The 25,732-nt window shown below is 69.0% G+C and carries 20 protein-coding genes; 17 read left to right on the forward strand and 3 right to left on the reverse strand.

Going from position 1 to position 25,732, the window contains the following annotated elements; genetic code table 11:
* Both VGI12_15420 and VGI12_15425 read left to right on the forward strand, forming a co-directional pair.
* A partial coding sequence (locus VGI12_15420) for a tail fiber domain-containing protein (GenBank protein HEY2434064.1) occupies positions 1–1,065 on the forward strand: 1,065 nt, incomplete at its 5' end.
* A 169-nt stretch (positions 1,066–1,234) separates the two neighbouring features.
* Entirely contained in the window at positions 1,235–3,658 is a 2,424-nt protein-coding gene (locus VGI12_15425) for a tail fiber domain-containing protein (GenBank protein ID HEY2434065.1), read from the forward strand.
* Positions 3,659–3,676: 18 nt separating this feature from the next.
* On the opposite strand, the gene VGI12_15430 is transcribed toward VGI12_15425, so the two are convergent.
* Both VGI12_15430 and VGI12_15435 read right to left on the reverse strand, forming a co-directional pair.
* On the reverse strand, positions 3,677–4,642 hold the full coding sequence (locus VGI12_15430; protein HEY2434066.1) for a cation diffusion facilitator family transporter: 966 nt from the start codon (positions 4,640–4,642) through the stop codon (positions 3,677–3,679).
* A 2-nt stretch (positions 4,643–4,644) separates the two neighbouring features.
* Positions 4,645–5,661 (reverse strand): AraC family transcriptional regulator, encoded by a 1,017-nt coding sequence (locus VGI12_15435; GenBank protein ID HEY2434067.1) that lies wholly within the window; start codon positions 5,659–5,661, stop codon positions 4,645–4,647.
* A 172-nt stretch (positions 5,662–5,833) separates the two neighbouring features.
* On the opposite strand from VGI12_15435, the gene VGI12_15440 reads away from it, so the two are divergent.
* Positions 5,834–6,370 (forward strand): DinB family protein, encoded by a 537-nt coding sequence (locus VGI12_15440; protein ID HEY2434068.1) that lies wholly within the window; start codon positions 5,834–5,836, stop codon positions 6,368–6,370.
* On the forward strand, positions 6,367–7,209 hold the full coding sequence (locus VGI12_15445; GenBank protein ID HEY2434069.1) for a class I SAM-dependent methyltransferase: 843 nt from the start codon (positions 6,367–6,369) through the stop codon (positions 7,207–7,209). Before VGI12_15440 ends, VGI12_15445 begins: the two co-directional genes overlap by 4 nt.
* Before the next feature lie 43 nt (positions 7,210–7,252).
* Here VGI12_15445 and VGI12_15450 read toward each other — a convergent pair whose 3' ends face one another.
* Entirely contained in the window at positions 7,253–7,765 is a 513-nt protein-coding gene (locus VGI12_15450; protein HEY2434070.1) for a hypothetical protein, read from the reverse strand.
* A 116-nt stretch (positions 7,766–7,881) separates the two neighbouring features.
* Between VGI12_15450 and VGI12_15455 the strand changes: the two genes are divergently transcribed.
* The 13 genes from VGI12_15455 (at position 7,882) to VGI12_15515 (ending at position 25,731) form a co-directional block, all read left to right on the forward strand.
* Positions 7,882–8,853 carry an alpha/beta hydrolase fold domain-containing protein gene (locus VGI12_15455; protein ID HEY2434071.1) on the forward strand — a complete coding sequence of 324 codons (972 nt, stop codon included), beginning with the start codon at positions 7,882–7,884 and terminating at the stop codon, positions 8,851–8,853.
* A complete protein-coding gene (locus tag VGI12_15460; protein ID HEY2434072.1) occupies positions 8,850–12,278 on the forward strand; it encodes a response regulator in 3,429 nt (1,142 codons plus the stop codon). Before VGI12_15455 ends, VGI12_15460 begins: the two co-directional genes overlap by 4 nt.
* A complete protein-coding gene (locus VGI12_15465) occupies positions 12,275–13,108 on the forward strand; it encodes a protein-glutamate O-methyltransferase CheR (protein ID HEY2434073.1) in 834 nt (277 codons plus the stop codon). The genes VGI12_15460 and VGI12_15465 overlap by 4 nt, the downstream gene beginning before the upstream one ends.
* On the forward strand, positions 13,105–13,689 hold the full coding sequence (locus VGI12_15470; GenBank protein HEY2434074.1) for a chemotaxis protein CheB: 585 nt from the start codon (positions 13,105–13,107) through the stop codon (positions 13,687–13,689). Before VGI12_15465 ends, VGI12_15470 begins: the two co-directional genes overlap by 4 nt.
* Before the next feature lie 11 nt (positions 13,690–13,700).
* A complete protein-coding gene (locus tag VGI12_15475; protein ID HEY2434075.1) occupies positions 13,701–14,801 on the forward strand; it encodes a hybrid sensor histidine kinase/response regulator in 1,101 nt (366 codons plus the stop codon).
* A complete protein-coding gene (locus tag VGI12_15480) occupies positions 14,798–17,110 on the forward strand; it encodes a DUF1592 domain-containing protein (GenBank protein HEY2434076.1) in 2,313 nt (770 codons plus the stop codon). The genes VGI12_15475 and VGI12_15480 overlap by 4 nt, the downstream gene beginning before the upstream one ends.
* On the forward strand, positions 17,107–18,447 hold the full coding sequence (locus tag VGI12_15485) for a DUF1552 domain-containing protein (protein HEY2434077.1): 1,341 nt from the start codon (positions 17,107–17,109) through the stop codon (positions 18,445–18,447). Before VGI12_15480 ends, VGI12_15485 begins: the two co-directional genes overlap by 4 nt.
* On the forward strand, positions 18,444–19,334 hold the full coding sequence (locus VGI12_15490; GenBank protein HEY2434078.1) for a hypothetical protein: 891 nt from the start codon (positions 18,444–18,446) through the stop codon (positions 19,332–19,334). The genes VGI12_15485 and VGI12_15490 overlap by 4 nt, the downstream gene beginning before the upstream one ends.
* A 193-nt stretch (positions 19,335–19,527) precedes the next feature.
* Positions 19,528–19,917: a BlaI/MecI/CopY family transcriptional regulator gene (locus VGI12_15495; GenBank protein ID HEY2434079.1), complete on the forward strand. Its 390-nt coding sequence runs from the start codon at positions 19,528–19,530 to the stop codon at positions 19,915–19,917.
* Between the two features lie 4 nt (positions 19,918–19,921).
* A complete protein-coding gene (locus tag VGI12_15500; protein ID HEY2434080.1) occupies positions 19,922–21,988 on the forward strand; it encodes a M56 family metallopeptidase in 2,067 nt (688 codons plus the stop codon).
* A gap of 95 nt (positions 21,989–22,083) precedes the next feature.
* Complete coding sequence (locus VGI12_15505; protein HEY2434081.1) at positions 22,084–22,671, forward strand: HEAT repeat domain-containing protein; 588 nt, start codon at positions 22,084–22,086, stop codon at positions 22,669–22,671.
* Positions 22,671–23,339, forward strand: coding sequence for a HEAT repeat domain-containing protein (locus tag VGI12_15510; protein ID HEY2434082.1), 669 nt, complete (start codon positions 22,671–22,673; stop codon positions 23,337–23,339). The genes VGI12_15505 and VGI12_15510 overlap by 1 nt, the downstream gene beginning before the upstream one ends.
* A complete protein-coding gene (locus tag VGI12_15515; GenBank protein HEY2434083.1) occupies positions 23,332–25,731 on the forward strand; it encodes an ABC transporter permease in 2,400 nt (799 codons plus the stop codon). Before VGI12_15510 ends, VGI12_15515 begins: the two co-directional genes overlap by 8 nt.
* The last annotated feature ends 1 nt before the right edge of the window (position 25,732 follow it).

Genomic DNA, 25,732 nt, shown 5'->3' on the forward strand with positions numbered 1-25,732 from the left:
GGCGATACGCTCGCGGCCTTTTTGGCCATCGGCTTCGGCGCGACCACGTTCAGCGGCACGCGAGGCGGCATGTTCGTCCAGGCCGCCGAGAACTGGACCGACGCGGCGCAGGGAACCCGCCTGTTTTTCAACACGACGGCCACCGGGACGAATACGCCCAGCACGAAGATGACCGTCGATCCGAGTGGCAACATCGGCATCGGCACGTTCGCGCCGCAAGCGCCGCTGGAAGTGGTCAGGACCGGCACCAACGCGGCTGTCGTGTCTACGCTGTATGCCAACGGAACGGATTCGGGGGCCTTTTTCGTCGCTCAGACCGCGCGCGGCACGGCCGCCGCGCCGGCCGTGATCCAGGTTGGCGATTTCCTTGGAGCATTTCTGTTAAATGGCTATGGCGGATCCCCCAACTTCAACGAGGCGGCCGCCGTCGCCGCGATTGCGGCTGAGAACTTCACGACGACCGCAAGCGGAAGCGCCCTCGTGTTCGGCACCACGCCGATCGGAGGGAATGACGGCCTTCTGAACATGGCCCTTCTGCCAAACGGCAATCTCAGCATCGGTACGCCGCCCGACGCGAACGGAATCCCGACCGCCGCCGACAAGCTGCAGGTGTTCGGCGACATCCGCGTTGGCAACGGCGGCACTAACGGCTGCGTGAGGAACTTCGCCGGCACGCAGCTGACCGGCGTCTGCGCGTCCGACCGCCGCTACAAGAAAGGCATCACGCCGTTCGGGCCGACGCTCGATCGCGTCGCCTCTCTGCAGCCGGTCCACTTCTACTGGCGCGCCGACGAGTTCCCCGACCAGCACTTCGGCGACAGCCAGGCCTACGGCTTGATCGCGCAGGACGTCGAGCGGGTCCTCCCGGAGCTCGTCGTGACGCACGACGATGGTTACAAGGCCGTCGACTACTCCAAGCTGCCACTTCTGACGATCCAGGCGGTCAAGGAGCTCAAGGCCGAGAACGACGCGTTGAAGACGGCCAACGACGATCTCGCGAGGCGGGTGGCAGAACTCGAGCGATTGGTCAAGGAGATCCGTCTGCCGACCGGTGGAGCGCGGTAGTTGCCACGAAGTCGTCCTTGAGGCACCATCAAGGCTCCCCAGCGGTTTAGAAGGAGCGGATATGCGCATCGTCGCGGCTGTCAGCATCACGTGTGTACTGGCTTTGGGCGTGCCTTCGCCCGCTCACTCGGAGGTGCGGGCACAGTCGCCGGCGAATTCGGCGGTGTCGGTGCCGCGTCTCATCACGGTCACCGGCACCTATCAACCGGCGTCGGGCCAGCCGGCGCCGGCCAGCGCCGTCGTCACGCTGGCGGTCTACACCGACCCGACTGGCGGCACAGCGCTCTTTCAGGAAACGCAGGACGTCACACTCGATGCCAGCGGGCGTTACGCGGTGCAGCTCGGCGCCACGCAGCCCGACGGCCTGCCGCTCGCCCTCTTCGCCGAGGGCCAGGAACGCTGGCTCGGCGTGCAGTTCGCCGGCGTCAACGAAGTCGAACACGCCAGGGCACGTCTGACCAGCGTGCCATATGCCCTGCGCGCCGCCGATGCCGAGACGCTCGGCGGCCATCCCGCGTCCGCCTACCTGCTCTCCCCAAAAGCCGCGAGCGGCGACGCGGCGACCTCCGGCGCCGACAGCACCGCCACCGCCAAGGACGTGCAGGTGGGCACCATCAACACGCTCGCCAAGTACGTCACCACCGTCGACGTCGGCGACTCCGCGGTCGTCGAGACGGGCGGCCGGGTCGGCATCGGCACGACCACGCCGCTCGATTTCCTGCACGTGCGCTACACCAACACCAACGGCGGGCTCACCGGCTTCGCCGTCCAGAATCTCGGCAGCACCGCGACGTCCTACTCCGGCATGCTCTTCTTCGACCACAACGGCGTGCTCAGCCAGTTCCAGGGCTTCAACAACATCACGCACGAGTACCGCATCAACAACATCGCCAAGACGGGCGGCGTTACCGACGGCTCGATCAATTTCATGATCGGCGCCACATCGCGCTTCCTCGTGACGAGCACCGGCAGCATCGGCGTCGGCACGCCGGCGCCGGCCGCGCTGCTCGACGTCAGCAATGGGCTGGTCGGGACCAGCGCCATCGCCAACATCTACGGCACCACCTATGGCGCGAACAGCTTCGGGACGGAGATCGTGGGACGCAAAGCGCGCGGCACCCTGCTGGCGCCGACCGCGGCGCAGAACGGCGATGCACTCGCGATCATCGGCGGCAAGGGCTTCGGCGCCACCGGCTTCAGCGGATCGACCTCCGGCATGTTCGTCCAGACGGCCGAGAACTGGACGGATGCTGCGCAAGGCAGCCTGGTGTATTTCACGACCACTCCGACCGGCACCACTCAGCCTCTGGTGCGGATGACGCTGACACCGACCGGCAATGCGGGCATTGGCACGTTCACGCCGGTGGCGAGCCTCGAAGTGAGCAACGCCATCTCGGGCGCGGCCTTCGCGAACATCGTCACCAGCAGTTTTACTGGAAGTACCGGAACAGGTTCGGCATTCGTTGGGCGAAAGGCGCGCGGCACGTCGGTCGCGCCGACCGCAGCCCAGAACGGAGACGTCCTCACCACGTTCATCGGCCGCGGCTTCGCGACGACGTCATTCGGATCCGCCTTCAGCGGCATGTCGGTTCTCGCGGCAGAGAACTTCACGACCAGCGCGCAGGGATCGTTTCTCAATTTCTATACAACGGCCGTCGGCACAGCGGTGTCGAACCCCAGCATGACAATAGATCCGAGCGGCAACGTCGGCATTGGCACCAGCCCGGCGTTTCCCGGCGCGCCGCTCGAAGTGAGCCGAACCGGCTCTGACGCGGGAATCCTGACCAGCGTCTACACGAATGGAAGCAACGTCAACCCCTTCTACATCGCGGCGTTCGCGAACGGAACGGCCACGACGCCGACGGCCACCCAGACGGGAAACGTGCTCGGGGTCTGGGCCGCCACCGGATATGGCACCACGCAATTCGGGGATGTCGCCGGCGGCATGGGGGTTATCGCCGAGGAGAACTTCACCGACACGGCGCAGGGCTCAGCGACCGGGCTTTTCGCCACGCCGATCGGTACGACGGTTCCGCACCTCAATCTGGCGATCCTGCCTTCGGGCAACGTCGGCATTGGCGACTGGGCGATCCCGGGTGGCAATCCGACCGCGACGGACAAGCTGCAGGTATTCGGCGACATTCGCGTCGGCACCAGCGGTACCAACGGATGCGTCATGAACTTCGCCGGGTCAGGTCTGGTCGGCGTCTGCGCGTCCGACCGCCGCTACAAGAAGGGCGTCACGCCGTTCGCCCGCACACTCGATCGGCTCACCGCGCTGCAGCCAGTTCACTTCTACTGGCGCGCCGACGAGTTCCCCGAGCATCATTTCGGCGACAGCCAGGCCTACGGTCTGATCGCCCAGGAGGTCGAACAGGTGCTGCCGGAGCTCGTCGTCACGCACGACGACGGCTACAAGGCCGTCGACTACTCGGCGCTCCCGCTTCTGACCATCCAGGCGGTGAAGGAGCTCAAGGCCGAGAACGACGACCTGAAGCGAAAGGTCGGCGAGATCGACGAATTGAAGAAGCGCGTCGCGGATCTCGAGCGGCTCTTGAAGGATCTGCAGCAGCGCGCGTCGATCCAGCGGTAGCTGGACGGAGTGCGGGTACTAAACGGCGGGACCCGGCCGCCGCTGCATCGTCAGAATCTCGCGCGGCGCGTGTTCGACCTGCAGCGTCGTGTGTTCGATATGGAATTGGTCGCGCAGCATCTGCTCGAGCGTGCGGCGCGCGCCGTGACAGTCGATGCCCGCCGAAACCAGCACGTGCGCGGTCAGGATCGGGTGCCCCGGCGCCAGTTCCCAGAGATGCAGGTCGTGCACCTCCTTGACGTGCTCGCAGCGCGCCATCGTCATCCCGACGTCGCGCGGCGTGAGGCCTGCCGGCGCCCCTTCGAGCAGCACCCGGATCGCCTTTTTCTGCAACTGGTAGCCGGACCGCAGCATCAGGATCGCGACGGCCATCGACGCGATCGCGTCGGCGCGGACGAACCCGGTCGTCATGATGACGACCCCGGCGATGAGCGTCCCGACGAACGCATACAGGTCGGTGAGGATGTGCTGGAAGCTGCCTTCGACGTTCATGCTCTCGCGGTTGGCCTTCGCCAGCACCCACGCGGCGGCAAGATTCACCACGACGCCGATGCCGGCGACGACGGTCACCACCAGCCCCTGAACCTCGGGCGGGTGCACCAGCCGCTCGACTGACTCGTAGATGACGATCACGCCGAGCACCAGCAGCACGGCGCTGTTCGCCTGCCCGCTCAGGACCTCCGCGCGCCGACGGCCATAGGTCAAGCTCTCGCCGCCGGGCTGCTGCACGTAGCGGAGCACGACCAGCGAGAGCGCCAGCGCGCCGGCGTCGGTCAGCATGTGCGCCGCGTCGGACAACAGCGCCAGCGAGTGCGCGACGATGCCGGCGACGACCTCGAACGCCATGAAGGCGACGATCAGTACGAACGCGATGGTGAGATAACGGGCGTCGGCGTCGGCCTTGACGGCGTGCGAATGGTCGTGGCCGTGTTCGTGGGAGTGATGATGATGGCCGGCATGGTCGTGGGAATGCGCCTGTGCCACGTTCACCTCGCTTGGCCGATCATCGCACGAGTCGGCGCGGCCGGGCGCTCTGCGGCCTCGCGGCGCCAGGCCGCCGGTGAACGCCCGACGAATTTCTTGAAGGCGCGGCTGAACGCCGCTTCCGATTCGTAGCCGACCGCGGCGGCGACGGCGGCGACCTGGCCACCCTCGGCGAGCAGCCGCGACGCGAGCTGCGCGCGCCAGAGCGCCAGATACTGCATCGGCGGCTGCCCGACCATGTCGGTGAAGCGCTCGGCAAAGACCGAGCGCGACAACCCGCCGGCACGCGCCAGCCCCTCCACCGACCAGTCTGCCGCCGGCTCGGCGTGCATCGCCGCCAGCGCCTGACCGACCGCGGCGTCGCGGAGCCCGGCGAGCCAGCCGGTCTCGGCCTCCGGCAGCGCCTCGAGATACTGCCGGACGACCTCGACGAACATGAGCTCGGACAGCCGCGCGAGCACGTTCTCGCCGCCCGGCCGGCCCGCGCCGGACTCGGCGACGGCGATGTTGACGAGCGTGCTCAACCAGCCGGTGATCGCACGCGGACCGCGCGCCGACAGGTGAATCATCCGCGGCAACGCGCCGAGCAGCGGATTGTAGGGGCGGTCGTCGCATCCGAGGAACCCGCAGACCACGCGGGCCCGATCGCTGCCGCCGCCGCCCATCTCATAGACCAGCGGCAGCGGCGACGAACGGCGCACGAACATCGAGTGATCCGGCACCGAACGCATGCCGGGCGCGCTCGACAGCACGTGCCCGTCTCCCTGCGGAAACACGATCAGGTCCCCCTCCCGCAACGCTATCGGGTCGGCGCCGACCGCATGGCCCCAGCAGTTGCCGCGCGCGATCAGGTGGTACTCGATGACCCGGTGCGCGCCCGGCATCACCGACCCGGCGATCTCGTGGGCGGGGGGCGCTTCCGCGACCCACGGCGAACTGAGCTCGAAATCGAAGAACACCGCGCCGGTCAGCCGCACCGCGCGCAGCACGTCCGACAGGACGTCGCTCCGGACGCTCACCGGCGCCTCCGGACGCACGGGCAGCCGCGCCGGACGATCGGCGTGGTCCGCACCTGTGTCGGACGAAAGGCGTGGTAATCCGGACGCTCGCACATGCCTCGGAACCGATGCCGTCCGTAGGTTAGAGAAGACGGCGGCGCACTGAGGCGCCCCAACCCGAAAGGACAAGTGTATGACGACAACCGTTTCCAATGTCCCGGCCGGTATGGTCTCTCGTCCGGCAGCGGCGAGCGTGCGCGCCGGCCTGCTGGCCGACCGCCTGGAACAGGGAGCGCGCGCGCTGGCGTCGCTCGCCAGCACGCTGTGCGACAACGAGTGGCACACGCCGCTTCCGCACGACGGCCGTAGCTGCGGCGTCGTGGTCCATCACGTGGCGAGCGTCTACCCGCTGGAAATCCAGCTGGCCAAAACCGTGGCATCGGGTGACCCGGTGACCGGCGTGACGGGCAAGGACGTCGACGCGATGAACGCCGCGCACGCCGACGCCCACGCCGCGGTCACGAAGGGCCAGGCGATCGACCTGCTGCTGCGCAACAGCGCGGCGGCGGCGGACGCCATCCGCGCCCTCACCGACGAGGATCTCGATCGCGCGGCCGCGGTCTCGCTCTACGACGACGCGGCGCTGACCTGCCAGTTCGTGCTCGAGGACCACGCGGTGCGGCACAGCTATCACCACCTGGCCGGCATCCGAGCGGCGGTGCGGCGATGACGCCAGCGACCACCGTCCTCGTCTGCGATCCGGCTCGGTATCCCGTCGACTTCGCCGCCGTGAAGGCGCGGCAGCGGGCGATGTGGGCGTCGGGCGACTTCGCGGTCGTCGGCACGACGCTCCAGATCGTCGGCGAGACGCTCTGCGAGGCGGTCGACATCCGCAGTGGTGAACGCGTGCTCGACGTCGCCGCCGGCAATGGCAACGCCACGCTGGCGGCGGCGCGCCGGTTCGCGCGCGTGGTCTCGACCGACTACCTGCCGGAGCTGCTCGATCATGGCCGCCGGCGCGCCGCCGCGGAAGGGCTCGACGTGCTGTTCGAGACGGCCGATGCCGAGGCACTGCCTTTCGCCGGCGGCGACTTCGACGTGGTGCTCTCGACGTTCGGGGTGATGTTCGCGCCCGATCATCGCCGCGGCGCCCGAGAGCTGCTCCGCGTCTGCCGGCCCGGCGGCCGCATCGGGCTCGCGTGCTGGACGCCAGGGGGTTTCGTCGGCAGGCTGTTCCGCACCGTCGCAGTGCACGTGCCGCCGATCCCCGGCGTTGCATCGCCGCTCTTGTGGGGGAATGCTGACTACCTCGAATCCCTCTTCGAACGCGGCCAAACGATCGCCTCCACGCCGCGGCAGTTTGCGTTCCGTTACGCCTCGGCCGAGCACTTCGTCGACGTGTTTCGAGCCTTCTATGGCCCGATGCACAAGGCGTTCGATGCGCTCGACGCGGCAGGGCAGATGGCGCTGGAGCGCGAGGTGATCGCGCTGCTGCGGCAGGCGGACGAGGGAGCGGGACGAGGCCTGGTCATCCCCGCCGAGTATCTCGAAGTCGTCGTTCGGGCGTGAGGAGCCTGCCCGGCAGGCCGGCCGCGGCCATCGCCGCGCGGCGCTACACTACCCGGCTGTCGTAAGCCCAGTGCAGCACCGCCTGGCGCTGCCTGCGCCGGCACAGCCGGTCGCCAGGTTCGCAGTGGCGCCGGATCGCTGCGACGTGCCTGGCGATGGCGCGCCAGCGGCGAATCTGCCGCGGGTCGTCCGACGAACGACGCCCGCTGTAGTAGCGGCAGTACCACTGGAACCATCCCCGTGGGTCCTGCGGCCTGATCCATCCCTGGCGACGCCATTCGGCCAGCGACTGCGACGCTTTCACCCCGAAGAGGTTCAACGCTGAATCGTAGCGGCGAGGGCTGAGCTTCGCGCCGGCGAACCAGCTCGCGGGAAACTCGCCGCGACAGTCGGTCATGTACTTGCCGCCGAACACGCCGAGCCGCAGCATCTGCTTCGGCGTCAGATCCGGCCGGAACAGCGGATGAAAGTTGCGCCCCATCGGCTCGGTCCGGAAGTAGACATACCCCTGCTGCATCCTGTCGTGCACGACCACGCGTTCGCGTCGTTCACCCATGCGCTTCACTGTAAGGACCGCTGCATTCGATGACAAGGCGGCCCGCCGCCGCTCGAGCTACCGCGGGCCGGACGCGGTTGCGGTCCGACTGTCCGGTCATCCATACTGGCTTGCCTATGACGCTGCGCTTCGCCGCCTTTCTGGTCCTGGCGTTGCAGCTGGCGGCGGGGCAAGGCGCGCCCGCGCCGGCTGGCGGTGGGCCTTTCGCGCCGCGGCCAATCGTCGCCGGCGGCGTGGTCATCCCGCTCTACCGGGCCGACTCGCCGTTCCTGAAAAAGGATCGGCTGGCCGAACCCGAGGTCGACACGATGCAGGCGTCGGTGCCTGGGCGGATCCAGAGCATCGTCAACATCCACAATCCATCGATCGAAATTCATCCCGTCGACAAGGGCATCAACACCGGCGCGCTCGTCATCCTCGTGCCCGGCGGCGGCCACAACACGCTCAACGTCGGCACCGAAGGGGCCGACTTCGTCCACTTCTTCTACAACTACGGCGTCAACACCGCGATCCTGCGCAACCGGCTGCGCAAGGACGGCTACGAGGTCGACGTGGACGCCGTGCGTGACGCGCAGCAGGCCATTCGCGTGGCGCGCGAGCACGCAGCCGAGTTCGGGGTCGACCCCAGGAAGATTGGCATCGTCGGCTTCTCGGCGGGCGCGGAGCTGGCCGCGGCCGCTGCGATCCGCTACGAGCGCGCGGATGCGCGGCCCGATTTCGTCGGGCTCGTCTACCCGGGCCCGTCGCCGTTCACCCGCGACGCCAAAACTCCGGTTCCCGCCGACGCCCCACCCACGTTCATCGCCTGCGCCGGCTCGGGCGACGCGCAGCACGCAATCTGGGCCGACGACTATTTCCGTGCCTTCCTCTCGGCGCGCGTGCCCAACCTCGAGATGCACATCTACGGCAACGGCGTGCACGCCAACGGCATGAAGGACCGCAACGGCGAGCCGTTCGGCACGTGGCACGAACGGTTCGTCGACTGGTTCCGCGATCTCGGGTTCCTGCAGAAGCCGGGCGTCGAGACCAAGGCCGCCAGGGACGTCGCCGCGTACGTGGCCGGGAAACAGGCCCCCGGGAAATCATGACGCCGCGCCCGGACAGCACGACGCGGCCAACCGGGCTATTGCCTCCAAGTACGCTCGCGGGCTTCGTAGTCGCGCTGATCGCCCTCGCCGCCATCGCGCTCGTCACTTATCGGGCGGCGACGGTTCAAATGACGGCCGGCCGCAGCGTGACGCGGTCGATGACGATGCTGCAGCGGCTCGACGACTTCCTGTCGACGATGAAGGACGCCGAGACCGGCCAGCGCGGCTACCTGTTGACCGGCGAGGAGCGCTACCTCGGTCCGTACACCGCGGCGAAGGCAGCGATCGGCCCGCAGCTCGAAGCGCTGAACAACGGCGCCCAGGACGCAGAGGTCGAACGACAGCGGCTCGGCCGGGTGCGCGAGCTGGCCGACGAAAAGATGACGGAGCTGGCCGAGACGATTGCGCTTCGTCAGGCCGGCCGAAACGACGAGGCGCGGGCGCTGGTCATGACCGACAGCGGCAGGAACACGATGGACGGGCTGCGCCAGGCGCTCGGCGAGGTCGCGACCGACGAGCGCCAGCGGGTCGCCGACCGACAGGCGGATTGGGACTCCGCACGCGACACAACGGTGCGCGTCGCCTGGGGCGGCTCTGCGCTGTTGCTCGTGCTGATCGTCGCCGCCGCCATGACGACCTCGCGCGACTACCAGCGGCGTCAGGCCGATGCCTGGGTCGGCGCCGGCCAGGCGGCGCTCGGCGTGAAGCTGCAGGGCGAGCAGACGCTCACCACGCTCGGCGAACGCGTCCTGTCCTTCCTGACGGCGTGGACGAACGCGCAAGTCGGGTCTGTGTATGTGGTCGACACGCCCGGGCGGCTGCAGCGCGTCGGGGGATACGCGCTGCCCGCGTCGATGGCGGCTGACACGCTCCGTGATGGCGAAGGGCTCGTCGGCCAGGCCGCGCGCGAGAACAGGCTGCTGCACGTAACCGACGTGCCGGAGGGTTACCTGCCGATTGAATCGAGCGTCGGCCGGGGGGCGTCGCGCGAGCTGGTGATCGCGCCGGCGACGGCCGACGGCGTCGTCCAGGCGGTCGTGGAGCTCGGATTCCTGCGGCCGGTTCCGGCAGCGGAGCGCGAGCTGCTCGAGCGCGCATCCCAGTCGCTCGGCATCGCCGTTCGCTCGGCGCGCGACCGCACGCGCCTCGAGGAGCTGCTCCAGGAGACGCAGCGCCAGGCCGAGGAGCTGCAGGCGCAGCAGGAGGAACTTCGGGTCAACAACGAGGAGCTCGAGGAACAGGCGCTCGCGTTGAAGGAATCGCAGGCCAGACTCGAGACGCAGCAGGCGGAGCTGGAGCAGATCAACACGCACCTCGAGGAGCAGTCGGAAGCGCTGGAGCGCCAGAAGGACGAACTGACGGCGTCGCAGACCATTCTCGCGGACAAGGCTGGGGAGCTCGAGCGTTCGAACCGCTACAAGAGCGAGTTCCTGGCCAACATGAGCCACGAGCTGCGGACGCCGCTCAACTCGTCGCTGATCCTCGCCAAGGTGCTGGCCGACAACAAGACCGGCAATCTCACCGACGAACAGGTCCGCTTCGCGCAGACGATCTCGTCGGCGGGCAACGATCTGCTCGCGCTCATCAACGACATCCTCGATCTGTCGAAGATCGAGGCGGGCAAGGTCGACGTGTCACCCGCTCCCGTCTCGATCGCGGCGGCGACCGACGCGCTGGTCAAGGGGCTCCAGCCGATCGCGCAGGAGAAGAGACTCGGCTTCTCGACGGTCATCGAGCCGGGCACGCCGGACCGGATCGAAACCGATTCGCAGCGGCTGGGACAGATTTTGCGCAATCTCCTCTCGAATGCGCTGAAGTTCACCGAGCGCGGCGAGGTGCGTCTCCAGGTTGGGCCGTCGGGCAGCACCGGCGTGTCGTTCACGGTGCGGGACACCGGCATCGGGATCGCGCCGGATCAGCAGGACTTCATCTTCGAGGCCTTCCGCCAGGCGGACGGCAGCACGCATCGCAAGTACGGCGGCACCGGCCTCGGCTTGTCGATTTCGCGGGACCTGGCGCGGCTGCTGGGCGGCGACATCACCCTCGAGAGCACCGCAGGCGTCGGGAGCGCTTTCACGCTCACGCTGCCGATGGCCTATGCGCCGCGGCCTCTCGCGCCACCGACGAAACCGCTGCCGCACGTCGCCGCCGCGCCGGCGTTCTCCGAACGCGTGTCCGCGCCGCCGCGGCCGGTCGCCGCCGCCATCGAGGACGATCGGGATCGCCTGGAGCCGGGCGCGCGGCGGATCCTGGTGGTCGAAGACGACACGCGCTTTGCGGCGATCCTGCGCGATCTGTCGCACGAGATGGGGTTCCAGTGTGTCGTCACCCATTCGGCCAACGACGGCCTCGCCGCCGCCGGCAGCTACCGGCCGGATGCCATCGTGCTCGACATCAACCTCCCCGATCACTCCGGTCTCGGTGTCCTGGACCAGTTGAAGCGAAACCCGGCGACGCGGCATATCCCGGTACACGTCGCGTCGGTCGCCGACTTCTCGAAAGAGGCGCTCGAGCGCGGCGCGATCGGCTACGCGCTGAAGCCGGTCAAGCGCGACGACCTCGTCGAAGCCTTCCGTCGCCTCGAGAACAAGGCGTCGCAGAGCGTGCGCCGCGTGCTGGTGGTGGAAGACGATGCCCGGCAGCGCGAGAGCATCCGCCAGCTGTTGTCGAACGGGAACGTCCAGATCACCACCGTCGAAACGGCGGCGGCGGCGCTCGACGAGCTGCGGACGACGACGTTCGACTGCATGGTCATGGATCTGAACCTGCCCGACGTCAGCGGGTACGATCTGCTCGAGCGGATGGCGGCTCAGGAGGACGTCTCGTTCCCGCCGGTCATCGTCTACACCGGGCACTCGCTGTCGCGCGACGAGGAGCAGCGGCTGCGACGCTTCTCGAAGTCGATCATCATCAAGGACGCGCGATCGCCGGAACGCCTGCTCGACGAAGTGACGCTGTTCCTGCACCAGGTCGAGGCATCGCTGCCGGTCGAGCGGCAGCGGATGCTGCAGGCGGCGCGCGACCGCGACGCGACGCTCGACGGCCGCCGCATTCTCGTGGTCGAGGACGACGCGCGCAACATCTTCGCCCTGTCGAGCGTGCTCGAGCCGAAGGGAGCCCGGCTGGTCATCGCGCGCAACGGCCGAGAAGCACTCGAGGCGCTCGACCGCAGCCAGTCGGCCGACGGCCAGGCGATCGATCTCGTGCTGATGGACATCATGATGCCCGAGATGGACGGCCTGACCGCGATGCGCGAGATCCGGCGGCGGCCGGAGTGGAAGAAGCTGCCGATCATCGCGCTCACCGCCAAGGCGATGCGCGACGACCAGGAGCGGTGCCTCGCGGCCGGCGCCAACGACTACATCGCCAAGCCGCTCGACGTCGAACGGCTGCTGTCGCTCGTCCGCGTCTGGATGCCGTCGTGAAGCCGGCCGGCGAACGGGACGGCGACATCGAGATGGCGCTGCTCGTCGACGCCATCTACCTGAAATACCACTACGACTTCCGCGGCTACGCCCCGGCCTCGCTCAAGCGGCGGCTGCGCGCCGCGCTGTCGCATTTCGACTGCGCGACGCTCTCGCAGCTGCAGGACCGGATCCTCCACGACCCGGCCACGCTGCCGGTGCTGCTCGACTTCCTGACCGTGACCGTCAGCGAGATGTTCCGCGATCCGGAGTACTTCCGGATGCTTCGCCTCGAGGTCGCGCCCGTCCTGCGCACCTACCCGTCGCTGAAGGTGTGGGTGGCGGGCTGCAGCAGCGGCGAAGAGGTGTATTCGCTGGCGATTCTGCTGCAGGAAGAGGGATTGCTGGCCCGCACGATCATCTACGCCACCGACATCAACCCGCGCGTGCTGCAGAAGGCGGAAGCGGGCGTCTACGAGGCCGATCGGATACCCGGGTTCACGCAGAACCACCGCCGTTCCGGGGCCGCGACGTCGCTGTCGCAGTACTACACCGCCGCCTACGGGCGGGCGGTATTCGATCGCGCGCTTCGGGGAAACGTCGTGTTCTCGGACCACAGCCTGGCGACGGACAGCGTCTTCGCGGAAGTGCACCTGGTGTCGTGCCGGAACGTGCTCATCTATTTCGACCGCGATCTCCAGGATCGAGCCATCGGGCTGTTCCGCGATTCGTTGTGCCGGAAAGGGTATCTCGGGATCGGCAGCCGGGAATCCCTGCGCCTGTCGCGCTTTGCCCGCGACTTCACCGAGGTCTCGCGCCCCGAACGGATGTATCAACGGGTCGGCCCATGACGCCACAGGAACGGCTCAGCCAGGTGGAGGCCATTGTGATCGGGACGTCCGCGGGGGGCATCGAAGCCTTGTCGGTCGTGCTCCCAGCTTTGGGGAAGGGCCTCCGCGTGCCCGTGTTCGTCGTGCAGCATCTGCCACGGGAAGGGCCAAGCCTGCTCGCCGCCATTTTCTCGGCGAAGTGCCGGCGGCCGGTGCTCGAAGCCGACGATAAGATGGCGATTGCTCCCGGGACGATTTATTTTGCACCGCCGGACTACCACATGCTGATCGATGGCGGGTCACTGGCCATGTCGGCCGATGAGCCGGTGCTGTATTCGCGGCCGTCGATCGACGTGCTGTTCGAATCGGCCGCCGAGGCGTACGGCGACCGGATGGCCGCTGTGCTGCTCACCGGCGGCAACGAGGACGGCTCTGCAGGGCTCCAGACCGTGCACCGTGCCGGCGGGGTCACGATCGTCCAGGATCCGCTCGATGCGCAGGTACCGCTGATGGTCGAGGCCGCGCTGCGACGCACGCCCGCCGACTTCGTGCTGCCGCTCGGCGGCATCGCCCGGCTCATCTCCGCGGCGGTGCCGCAGTGAGGGCGTTCGCCATGGTGACGTGCCTGATCGTCGACGATCGCCCGGAGAACCTGCTGGCGCTGTCGACCGTGTTGCGCGGCGACGGCGTCGAGGTGCTGGAGGCGCGGTCGGGCGCGGAAGCGCTCGATCTCCTGCTGTCACACGACGTCGCTTTGGCGCTGCTCGACGTGCACATGCCCGACATGGACGGCTTCGAGCTGGCGGAGCTGATGCGGGGCAGCCAACGCACCCGCGCCGTGCCGATCATCTTCGTCACCGCCGGCGTGCACGACCAGGTGCGCATCTTCAAGGGCTACGACAGCGGCGCGGTCGACTTCCTGTACAAGCCGATCGATGCGCGGATCCTCCGGCACAAGGCCGAGGTCTTCTTCCAGCTGCACCGCCAGAACCGGCAGATGGCGCAGGAGCTGCGCGAACGGACCGAGACCCTGCGCCTGAACGAGATGTTCACCGCAGTGCTCGGCCACGATCTGCGCGATCCGCTGAACGCGATCGCGACGGGGGCGCAGATACTGCAGCGCCGCAGCGAAGAGCCGGCGGTGCAGGCGACCGCCGCCAAGATGATCTCGAGCGCGCACCGCATGGGACGGATGATCGACGACATGCTCGATCTGGCCCGGGCGCGGCTGGCCGGCGGCATTCCGCTGAACCGGCAGCCCGCCGACCTCGCCGCGCTCATGCACCGCGTCGTCCACGAACACCAGGAGAACGCGCCAGGCCGCTGCATCGAGGTATCCATCGAGGGGGACGTCAGCGGCGACTGGGACACCGACCGGCTCGCGCAGGTCGCCTCGAATCTGATCGGCAACGCGCTCCGCCATGGCGACGGCGCGTCGCCGATCGAGGTGCGGCTGCAGGGATCGGCCGACCGGGCGACGCTGGTGGTGGCCAACGGTGGGATAATTCCGCCCGACGTGCTGCCGCACGTCTTCGACCCGTTCCGGGGCGGCGAGCGCCGGCTCGGTCGCGGCGACGGTCTCGGCCTGGGTCTCTATATCGTGCAGCAGGTGGTGCTGGCGCATCACGGACGGATCGCGGTCCACTCGACAGAGGGCCGCACGACGTTCGAGCTGGTGCTGCCGCGACGGGCGTTCGAGGTGGTCAAACTGTGACAATAGGGAAGGCCGGCGCCGCGCTCCTGACGGTTGCGCTCGTCCTCGGCGCGGCCACGTCGACCGGGAGGGCGCGGCAGGCACCTGCTGCGCCGAGCTTCAACGGTGATGTCCGCCCGATCCTCGACGAAGTCTGCACACGCTGCCACAACGAGAGGAAGGCGAACGCCGGGCTGAACTTCACGGCCTTTCTCGATCCGGCCACCCTCGCGACGAAGCGCGACACGTGGGATGCGATCGTCGACAAGGTGAAGAGCGGCGACATGCCGCCGGTTGACGAAGATCCCCTCTCGGCACACGAGCGCGCCGCGATGGTGTCGTACCTCGAATCGGCGTTGGCGCGGGCCGATCGCGAACTGAAACCGGATCCCGGCCACGTGCCGGCGCACCGTCTCACCAGGGTCGAGTACGCCAACACGATCCGCGATCTGCTCGGCGTCGATTTCCGCGCGACCGACGAGTTCCCGCCGGACGATTCCGGCTACGGGTTCGACAACATCGGCGACGTGCTGACGGTCTCGCCGGCGTTGATGCAGCGCTATCTCACGGCGGCCGAGACGATCGCGGCGCGCGCCGTCGGCGGCGGACGGCTGCCCTCGCCCGGCGTCTTCACCCGCCGCTCGCACGTCCGCAAGGTCGCCGACGGCACGATCGAGCTGCGCGACATCGTCGAGTACGACGCCGACTATACGATTCGGGTCGGCGTGAGCGGGCACCGCGGCGACGACGACCCCGCCGTCACGATGGCGATCTCCGTCGACGGCGCACCGGTACGGACGGTCACGGTTCCGGTGCGGCTCAGCGGCGTCAACAAGCAGGGGGGCGCGACACAGCGGGCGCTGTACGAAGCCCGTCTCTTTCTTCCCTCCAACGAGCACACGTTCCGCGCCGCGTTCGTCGACGACGTGACGCTGGCGTCGATCCCGCCGGCCTCACGCGGCGACGTCGCCAAGAACGTCTTCCCCGAATTCATCGAGGTCGCCGGTCCGTTCAGGCCGGAGGGGCCACACGCCGTCACGAAGAAGGCGCTCGTCTGCGATCCCGCGTCCGGGACCGCCTGCGTGCACCGCATCATCGAGAGGCTGGCGCGCCACGCCTACCGGCGGACGGTTAGGCCGGCCGACCTTGCGCCGCTCGATCGCGTCTACGCCAAGGCGATCGCGCGCGGCTACCAGCCGGCCGAGGGGCTGCAATTTGCGATTGCGACGATGCTCGTCTCGCCCAACTTCCTGTTCCGTGTCGAACGGGATCCGCCGGCCGGCGCCATCGCGCGCGTCAGCGACGTCGAGCTGGCGTCGCGCCTGAGCTATTTCCTCTGGAGTTCGATGCCCGACGACGAGCTGCTGCAACTCGCGTCGGCCAGCCGGCTGCACGAACCGTCCACCCTGCGGGCGCAGGTGACGCGCATGCTCGCGGACGCCAAGGCGTCGGCGCTCGCCGACAACTTCGCGTCGCAGTGGCTGGGGACGCGGACGCTCGACGGCGTCACGCGAGACCAGATGAAGTTCCCCGAGTGGAACGCCGAGCTGCGCGACGCGATGAAGACGGAAACCGGGTTGTTCTTCGACGCCGTCGTCCGCGAGAACCGCTCGATCGCCGATTTCATCGACGGCAACTTCACGTTCCTGAACGAGCGGCTGGCCCGCCTCTACGGGATCGGCGGCGTGGCCGGGCCGGATTTTCAGCGCGTCGAGCTGCACGGCGGCGAACGGAGCGGGGTGTTCACGCAGGCGAGCGTGCTGACGGTCTCGAGCTATCCGACCCGGACGTCGGTCGTGCTGCGCGGCAAATACCTGCTCGAGACCGTCCTCAACGCGCCGCCGCCGCCGCCACCGGTCGACGTGCCGCCTCTCGACGAGAAGCCAATCGGGGTGGCGGTCTCCCACCGCGCGCAACTCGAGGCGCACCGCGACGATCCGCTGTGCGCGAGCTGCCACAGCAAGATGGACCCACTCGGCTTCGGCCTCGAAAACTACGATGCGGTTGGCCGCTGGCGGACGAAAGACGGGTCGTTCCCCATCGACGCAACAGGTAAGTTCCCCGGCGGCAAGGTGTTCGCGACCCCAGCCGAACTCAAGGCGCAGCTGCGGAGCCGCATGCCGCAGTTCACGCGGAGCCTCGCTGAGCGTATGCTGACCTATGCGCTGGGCCGCGGCGTCGAGCCGTACGACCGGCTCGTGGTCCGGGATGTCGTCGCCACCACGTCCGCCGGCGGGTATCGTATCCAGTCGCTGATTCAGGCGATCGTAGCGAGCGTGCCGTTCCAGGAGCGGCGCGGCAACTCGCCACAGGAGGCAAAGGGCCAATGATCGTGACGGGAAAGTCGCTGTCGCGCCGGATGGTGCTCAAGGGCATCGGCACGACGCTCGCGCTGCCGCTGCTCGACGCGATGGTGCCGGCGTTCGCGCGCGCCGCCGAAGCGCCCGTCCGCCTGGCCTGGTTCTACGTGCCGAATGGCATCGACATGCGTCATTGGACGCCGCCGACCGAGGGGGCGCTCGGCACGCTCGAAGGCATTCTCGCGCCGATGAACGCGGTCAAGGACGAGCTCCTCGTCCTCTCCAACCTGACGACGCACTGGGGCCGCCCGCTGCAGGACGGCCCCGGCGATCACGGCCGCGCGCTCGGTTCGTATATGACGGGCGCGCAGGTCTACAAGACCGCGGGGGCAGATCTGAAGCTCGGGATCTCGGCCGATCAGATCGCCTCCGATGCGATCGGCCGGGAGACGCGGCTGCCGTCGCTCGAGGTCGGACTCGAGGAAGCGCGTCAGGCCGGTAACTGCGACAGCGGCTATTCCTGCGCCTACACGTATAACCTCGCCTGGCGGACGGAGACGCAGCCGTTGCCGCCGATCTCGGATCCGCGCGGGCTCTTCGAACGCCTGTTCGGCGCCGACGCCGACGAGCCCGCCGCGGCGCGCGCCAGGCGTCTGGCGATGCGCCAGAGCATCCTCGATGAAGTCACCGGCAGCACGTCTCGCCTGAAATCGACGCTGGGCGGCGCCGATCGCCGCAAACTGGACGAGTACCTGACGTCGGTCCGCGAGATCGAGCAGCAGGTCGATCGCGCCGCCGCGGACGGCGCGCTCGTCGAGCCCGGCATGGCGAAGCCCTTCGGGATCCCGGTCGAGTTTCCCGACTACTTCAGGCTGATGACCGACATGATGGTGCTGGCCTTCAAGGCCGACATCACGCGCATCTCGACGATGATCGTCGGGCGCGAGGGATCGGTTCGCGCCTATCCGGAGATCGGCGTGAACGACGGCCATCATCCGCTCACCCACCACCAAGGCAACATGGAGATGCTGGCGAAGGTCCGCCAGATCAACGAGCTGCACGCGGCCCTCTTCGCCGAATTCCTGCTGAAGCTGAAGCAGACGCCGGAAGCGGACTCGAATCTCCTCGATCGATCGATGATCGTCTACGGCAGCGGTCTCTCCGACGGCAACGTGCACACGCACGATCAGCTGCCGACGCTCGTCGCCGGCCGCGGCGGCGGGTTCGTCTCGCCCGGGCGGCACATCATCTATCAGCGCGAAACGCCCGTCACCAACCTCTTCCTGACGATGCTGCACCGGGTCGGGGTGGATCCGGATCACATCGGCGATTCGACAGGACGGCTGGGCGGGATCTCGCTGAGTTGACTTCGCAGCAGGACGCCAAGAGCGGTCCCGCGCCGATCGGGGTCATCTACGACACGTCGATGTCGCGCGCCGATGCCGCGCTGGCGCTTGCCGCGCTCCACGTCTCAGTCAGCCGCCGCGAGGCGCGCGTCAACGCCGTGTCGGTCAACGGATCCGGGTTCGACGCCGCGATCTTCTGCGACCTGGTCGCGCGCTTCTATCTCGGGCCGGGGCGGTCCAACAGCAACAACGCGCTGCCGATAGGATTCGCCGCGGAAACGTCGACCCCGGCGAACCCGCCGCTCGTCGAACGCGCGGTGAAGCGGACCCGCGCCGACGGACAGCTGCAGTATCCACGAACGCTGCAGTCGATCAGCGACAGCAGCGCGCCGGACGCGCTCCTGCGCAACGCCGTCACGCTCAGCGTTGAAGCGGTCGTCGTGCTGAGCGCGCCGGCGGCCTGGCTGGCACGCTCGCTCGCGCTGACCGGAACGGTGGCGCGATATAGAGAACGCGTGAAACGGGTGGTCCTCGTGGACGCCGGCGATCTCGAACGCGACCCGGCGGCGTTGAAGTCGTTGACCGCCGCACTGCCGGCGCCGCCGGTTACCTGCGGACGCGAGATCGGGGAGGCGCTGAAGCTTCCGAAGACGCAGCTGGCGACCGCCTTCACCTGGAGCGACGCCAACCCCATTGCCGACGCGGTGTCGGCGGCCGAAGGCGACGTCGTCGCATTGCACGATCTGGCAGCGCTGCACTATGCGCTGCACCCAGACGCCGGGTTCTTCTCGGTGTCCGGCGGACGGCTCTCGATTGATTCCACGAAGGCGCGGGACTGCCGCGAAGCGCTCGTGGCGCTCGCGACCTCGAAGCCGGCGGCGCCGGCCTCGGGACGAGGCGGCGGCTAGAGAAGCTCGGCGCGGCGCGCGGACTCGATCACCGCGAAGCCTGTGCCGCCTGTTCGGTCTGGACATCCGAGCCAGGCGGCCTGGGGCCCCAAAACATGTGCGAAGCTGACTTCTGGCCGGTGAATTGCTAAGTTTTTAGCCGTGTGCTATTTTCTCAGCACCTTTTGCCGGCAGGTCCCGTCTAAGCCTACGTATGTCAACCGCCCAGCACCGCGATCTGAGCCGCCGCGAGCGGCAGATTCTCGACATCCTTTATGAGCGTGGCCACGCCACCGCCGCGGACGTCCAGGCCGGCCTGCCGGAACCGCCCAGCTATTCGGCGGTTCGCGCGCTGCTGCGCATCCTCGAAGACAAGGGGCACGTCCGCCATCAGCAGGATGGTCCGCGGTACGTGTACCTGCCGACGCTCGCGCGCGACAACGCGAAGCGGTCGGCGATGCACCACATGCTGAAGACGTTCTTCGACGGGTCGGCCGAACAAGCGATCTCGGCGCTGCTCGACGAGAACTCGTCGCGGTTGTCGTCTGCTGAACTCGATCGACTCGCGCGCCTCATCGACACGGCGCGCCGGAGCGGAGTGTAACGCCATGCCGGTCCTCTCGTTGCCGCTGCTGTTCGAAGCCGTCGCCCGCGCGACGGTAATCCTTGCGTCGACCGGGGTCGCCGCCGCCGTGCTCCGCCGTTCGTCGGCGGCGGCCCGGCATCTCGTATGGGCGTTCGGGCTCGTCAGCGCCCTGCTCGTGCCGGCATGCTCGCTGGCGCTGCCGCGCTGGGAACTGCCGATCGTGACGGTGCCGTCGGGCTTCGTCCAAACGGCCGTGTCGCGTCCGATTTCAGCGGCAGTCACGGGCGCACCCAGCCGTACGAGCGATTCGACGGATCGGACGCTGGCCGCACCGGGTGCGGCCGCACTTCCCGTTCGCGCGGTACCGGCGCCACGCGTGGCGGTCCTGGCGCTTTCGACCGGCACGATCCTGCTGCTGATCTGGGCCGCCGGCGCGGCGATCGTGATCGCGCGGATGCTGCTGGGGCTCGCAGCAGTGTGGCTGATGTCGCACCGTACGCGCGGGAACGCGACCGGTCCGTGGCTGCCGCTGGCGCGGGCGCTGGCGTCGGATCTCGGCCTGAGGCGCGTCCGCTTCGTCCAGAGCGCGACGGCGGCGATGCCGATGGCGTGGGGCGTCTTCCGCGGTGCAGTGCTGATGCCCGCCGACGCCGACGCGTGGCCTGAGCATCGGCTGCGCGTGGTGCTGCTGCACGAGCTGGCGCACGTGAAGCGCCGTGACTGCCTCATGCATCTCGTCGCGCAGATCGTCTGCGCCGCGTACTGGTTCAATCCGCTCGCCTGGATGGCGGCGCGGCGGCTGCGCAGCGAACGCGAACGCGCCTGCGACGACATGGTCCTCGAGGCGGGCACCCGCGGATCGGACTACGCCGACGAGCTGCTCGACATTGCCCGCGCCATGCCGTCGCAGCGGTTCCCTGCCGTCTTCGGAGGCGCGAGCCTCGCGATGGCGCACCGCTCGCAGCTCGAGGGACGCCTGATCGCGATCCTCGATCCGAAGCTGCCGCGGCGCGGCCTGAGCCGGGCGCGGACGGCCGCGGCCGCCGCGCTCTTCGCCGTCCTCATTCTCTCGACCGCCTCGGTGCAGCCGTGGGCCGAGGCGCCGGCGGCGATCCAAACCGCGTCTGCCGGCACCGCCCGGGCTGAAGCCGCACGTCCGGTCGAATCAGATCCAGGCGAGGCGGCTGTAAAGGCGCGCGCGTCGGCCCGGGACGAGCAGGCGAGCCAGGCGGTGATTCAGGACCGCGTACAAGGCACGCTCGAGGGACGCGTACAGGGAACCGTCGAGCAGTCCGTCCATCACACCGTCGAAGGCACGGCCGGCGTGGTCGAGGGTGTGATCCAAGGCCTCACCGAAGGCGTCACGGCCGGAGTGCTCGGCGGTATCACGGGCGGGATCCCTGGGGGCGTCTCGCAGGAAGAGCCGTTTACCCTGCAGACCCCAACGCCGACTCCCATGCCGACCCCGACCCCCACACCGACCCCGACCCCCCTCGCGGCGCCCGAAGGGCCCAGGGCGAAGATGGATCCCCGCGCCGTCGCGGCGCTGACCGAGGCGCTGAAGGACAGCGACAAAGAGGTCCGCGAAACGGCGATGCACGCACTCGTGCAGCTGCGCGACCCGCGCATCTTCGATCCGCTCGTCGCCGCGCTCAAGGACACAAACCCGGACGTCCGCCAGCAGGCGGTGTTCGGGCTCGGCCAGCTCCGCGACCCGCGCGCCGTCGAGCCGCTGATGGGCGTGCTGCACGACACGAACGCCGACGTCCGCCAGCAGGCGATCTTCGCGCTCGGTCAATTGCGGGACAAGCGGGCGACCGAAGCATTCATCTCGGCGCTGAAAGACGACAACGCCGACGTCCGCGAGCAGGCCGCCTTCGCGATCGGCCAGCTTCGCGACCCGCGCGCCATTGAACCGCTGGTCATCGCACTGAAGGACGGCAACGCTGACGTGCGCGCGCAGGCCGCCTTCGCGCTTGGCCAGCTCCGCGACCCGCGCGCCATCGACGGCCTGACCGCTGCGCTGAAGGACGGCAATGCCGACGTCCGCAAGCAGGCCGCGTTCGCGCTCGGGCAAATCCGCTACTAACTGACGCTCCGCCGCGGCGATCGCCTTCCGCGATCGCGCATACGGGGTGCGTATCGAAGTGCTGTTTTTCTAGCATGAAGAGGGAGTTCCCGTCCATGAGCCCACTCGCCGTGTTCGTCCGCACGCTCCTCAAATCGAGCGCAATCTTCATCGGCGCCACAGCCATCCTGCTCCACCCGTCGCTCGAGTGGCGCTCGTCGGCGCAGCGCGGCGTCTTGGTCGGCGCGCAGCAGTCGGGGACCGAAGCCGCCGTCGACGCGCTGATCGGCGCGCTCAAGGACAGCGACGCCGGCGTCCGCAGGGAGGCCGCGCGCGCGCTCGCCCAGATGAACAGCCGCCGCGCCGTACCCGCACTCGCCGGTGCGCTGAGCGACGCCGATCCGCAGATCCGCGCGGCGGTCGCCGCGGCGCTCGGTGAAATCGGCGACACCGCCGCGACTGACGCGCTCGTCGCCGCCGTCAAGGACAAGGTGGTGGACGTTCGCAAGCGTGCCATCTCCGCGCTCGGCGAGATCGGCGACGCCAAGGCACTCGATGCGCTGACGCAGGCGCTGAAGGACGAGGACGCCGGCGTCCGCCGCGCCGCCGCGTCCGCGATCGCCGAGATCGGCGGCGACGGCGGCCCGCATCCGCACCCCCATCCGCATCCGCGTCCGGCCGCCGTCCGCATGGTGGTGCGGTGATGAAGGCGTCGCTCGTCGCGCTCTCGTTCGTTGCCTTCGCCGCGCAGCACGACGTCACCGCAGCGGCCGCGGGCCTTGCGTCGGCCGATCCCGCGGTTCGCACGCACGCGGCGTGCGAGCTGCGCGAACTCGGCAGTGAGGCCGCGCCGTTGGCGCCACGTCTGGCGGCGATGCTCGCCGATGGATCCCCTGTCGATGCTGCCGTCTGCGGTGAACGCACCTGGCGCTTCCGCGGCGCGCAGGAACCGACGACACCTGGCGAGCAGGCGGCATCGGCGCTCGTCGCCATCGGCGAGCCCGCGAAGCCGCTCCTGCGCACGGCGCTCGGCGGACCGGCCTGGATCGCGCGGAAGAACGCCGCGTGGGGTCTCGGCGCCGTGAAGGATTCGGAAGCGGTGCCGCCGCTGCTCGACGCGCTCAAGGACACCGACGCCGGCGTGCGCGAGCAGGTGGCCTGGGCGCTCGGCGCGATCGGCGACCGGCGCGCCGTCGACGGTCTGGTCGCGGCGCTCGGCGACGGCGTCGCCGGTGTCCGCAAGCAGGCGGCCTGGGCGCTCGGCGCGCTGGGCGACCGCCGCGCGGTGAGCGGCCTGACGCGCGCGCTGAAGGACGCCGACGCCGGCGTCCGCAAGCAGGCGGCCTGGGCGCTCGGAGCGATCGGTGGGTGATCTCCGATTCGCGCTGCGTACCTTCGCCAGGGCCCCCGGCTTCACCGCCATGGCGATCGTCGCGCTCGCGCTCGGCATCGGTGCCAACACCGCGATCTTCAGTCTCGTCTACACCGTCCTCCTGAAGCCGCTCCCGTTCCGCCAGCCCGATCGGCTTGCGGTCATTTGGGAGCGCAGTCCCGCGCGCAATCTCAACAAGAACGTCGGATCGCCGGGCAATTACCTGCGCTGGCGCGAGATGAACACCACGTTCACCGACATGTCGGTCGTGTCGCTGACCTTCCGCGCCGCGCTGACTGGCGACAGCCAGCCCGAAGAGGTGCCCGAACAGATCGTCAACGCCACGCTCTTTCCGATGCTCGGCGTCGGCGCCGCCATGGGACGGGTGTTCACCGACGCCGAAGACACGCCGCACGCGCCACCCGTCATCTTGATCAGCGATCGGCTCTGGAAGCGCCGTTTCGGCGCCGACCCGCGGATCGTCAATCGCACGATTCGCGTCGACGGCACGCCGACCACGATCGTCGGCGTCATGCCGCCGCGCTTCGCGATTCTCGATCGCAGCGTGGACGTGTGGGTGCCGGCCGGCTTCTCGGACGCGGCGCGGACGCCGCGCGGCCGCTGGCTGATGGTGGTGGCGCGCCTCAAGAACAACATGACGATGACCCAGGCGCAGACCGACATGACGCGCGTCGCCGGCCTGCTCGCGGAACAGTTCCCGCAGTTCGACGGCGCCTGGACGGCGCTCGTCGTACCGCTGACCGATCAGTTGACCGGCGACATCCGGCCGGCACTACTCGTCATGTTCGGGGCGGTTGCCTTCGTGCTGCTGATCGCCTGCGCCAATGTCGCCAACCTGCTGCTTGCGCGCGCGGCGGCGCGCCAGCGGGAAATGGCGCTGCGCGCCGCTCTCGGTGCCGATCGCTGGCGCCTGATCCGGCAGCTGCTCACGGAGAGTTTGATGCTGTCGGCGGCCGGCGGCGCCGCCGGAGTGCTCCTCGCGTGGGGAGGCGTAGTGCTCGTCCGCACGACCATCGCCGCGAAACTGCCGATCGCGCGCCTCGACGAAGCCGGCCTCGACGGCAGCGTGCTCGTATTCGCCCTGGCCGTCGCAATCGCGAGCGCGCTCTTCTTCGGCTGCGTTCCGGCGGTTGCGGCCGCCGGTGTGTCGCTGACCGCGGTGCTCAAGGACGGCGGACGAACCGGCACCGCCGGACGCGGCCGCGCCCGGCAGGCGTTCGTGGTGGTCGAAATCGCGCTGGCGCTGGTCCTGCTCGTCGGCGCGGGACTTCTGGCGCGGAGCTTCTGGACGCTGGTGCACGTCGACGCCGGCTTCGAGGCGGCGCGCACGATCACCATGAAAGTCTCGCTGCCCTCGGCAGCCTACCGAGAGCCGGCGCAGATGGTCGCGTTCTTCGATCGACTGTTCGAGCGCCTCGACGCCGTGCCGGGGGTGCAATCGTCGGGCGGCGTCAGCTTTCTCCCGCTGAACGGACTCAGCGCGGCAACCAGCTTCTCGATCGTCGGCCGGCCCGCGCCAACGCCCGGCGCCGAGCCGGGCGCCGAGGTCAAGGTCGTCACGCATGACTACTTCAAGACCATGGGCATCCCGCTCCTGCGCGGCCGCCTGTTCGACGGCCGCGACACCGCGCCCGGTACGCGCCGGATCGTGGTCAGCACGGCGCTCGCCGGCAAGTACTTCGCCGGGACTGATCCGGTCGGGAAACAGATCGTGCTCTCATGGAACGATCCCGGCCCCGACGAAATCATCGGAGTCGTCGGCGACGTGCGATCGACCAGCCTCGAGGCCGAGCCGAAGCCTGCGAGCTACCTTCCCCCAGCGCGTTTCGCGTATCCGTACACGACCGTCACGGTCAGGGCAGCGGCGGATGCGCGCCGTCTCGCGCCGGAGCTCGTGGCCGCCGTCCACGCGCTCGACGCCAACGTGCCGGTGTCGGACGTCCGCACGATGGACGAGGTCGTGTCGATCTCGACGGCCGAACGTCGTCTGACCATGCTGCTGCTGGTGGCCTTCGCCCTGCTGGCGATGGTGCTCGCGGCGGTCGGCATCTACGCCGTCATCAGCTACACGGTGGCGCAGCGGACGCAGGAGATCGGAATCCGGATCGCGCTCGGCGCGGCGCGCGGCGTCGTCGTACGGATGGTCGTCGGCCAGGCCATGACGCTCGCCGCGGCGGGCATCGGGTGCGGCGCGGCCGGCGCTTGGCTTCTGACCCGGCTGATGCAGAAGCTGCTGTTCGGCGTCGCGCCGTCGGATCCGCCGACCTTCGCCGCGGTTGCGCTGACGCTCGCGATCGTCGCCGTGTCCGCCGCCCTCGTCCCAGCTATGCGTGCGACGCGCGTCGACCCCACTGTCGCGCTTCGAACCTGAT

The organism is Vicinamibacterales bacterium, from assembly GCA_036496585.1.
GTDB lineage: Bacteria > Acidobacteriota > Vicinamibacteria > Vicinamibacterales > 2-12-FULL-66-21 > JAICSD01.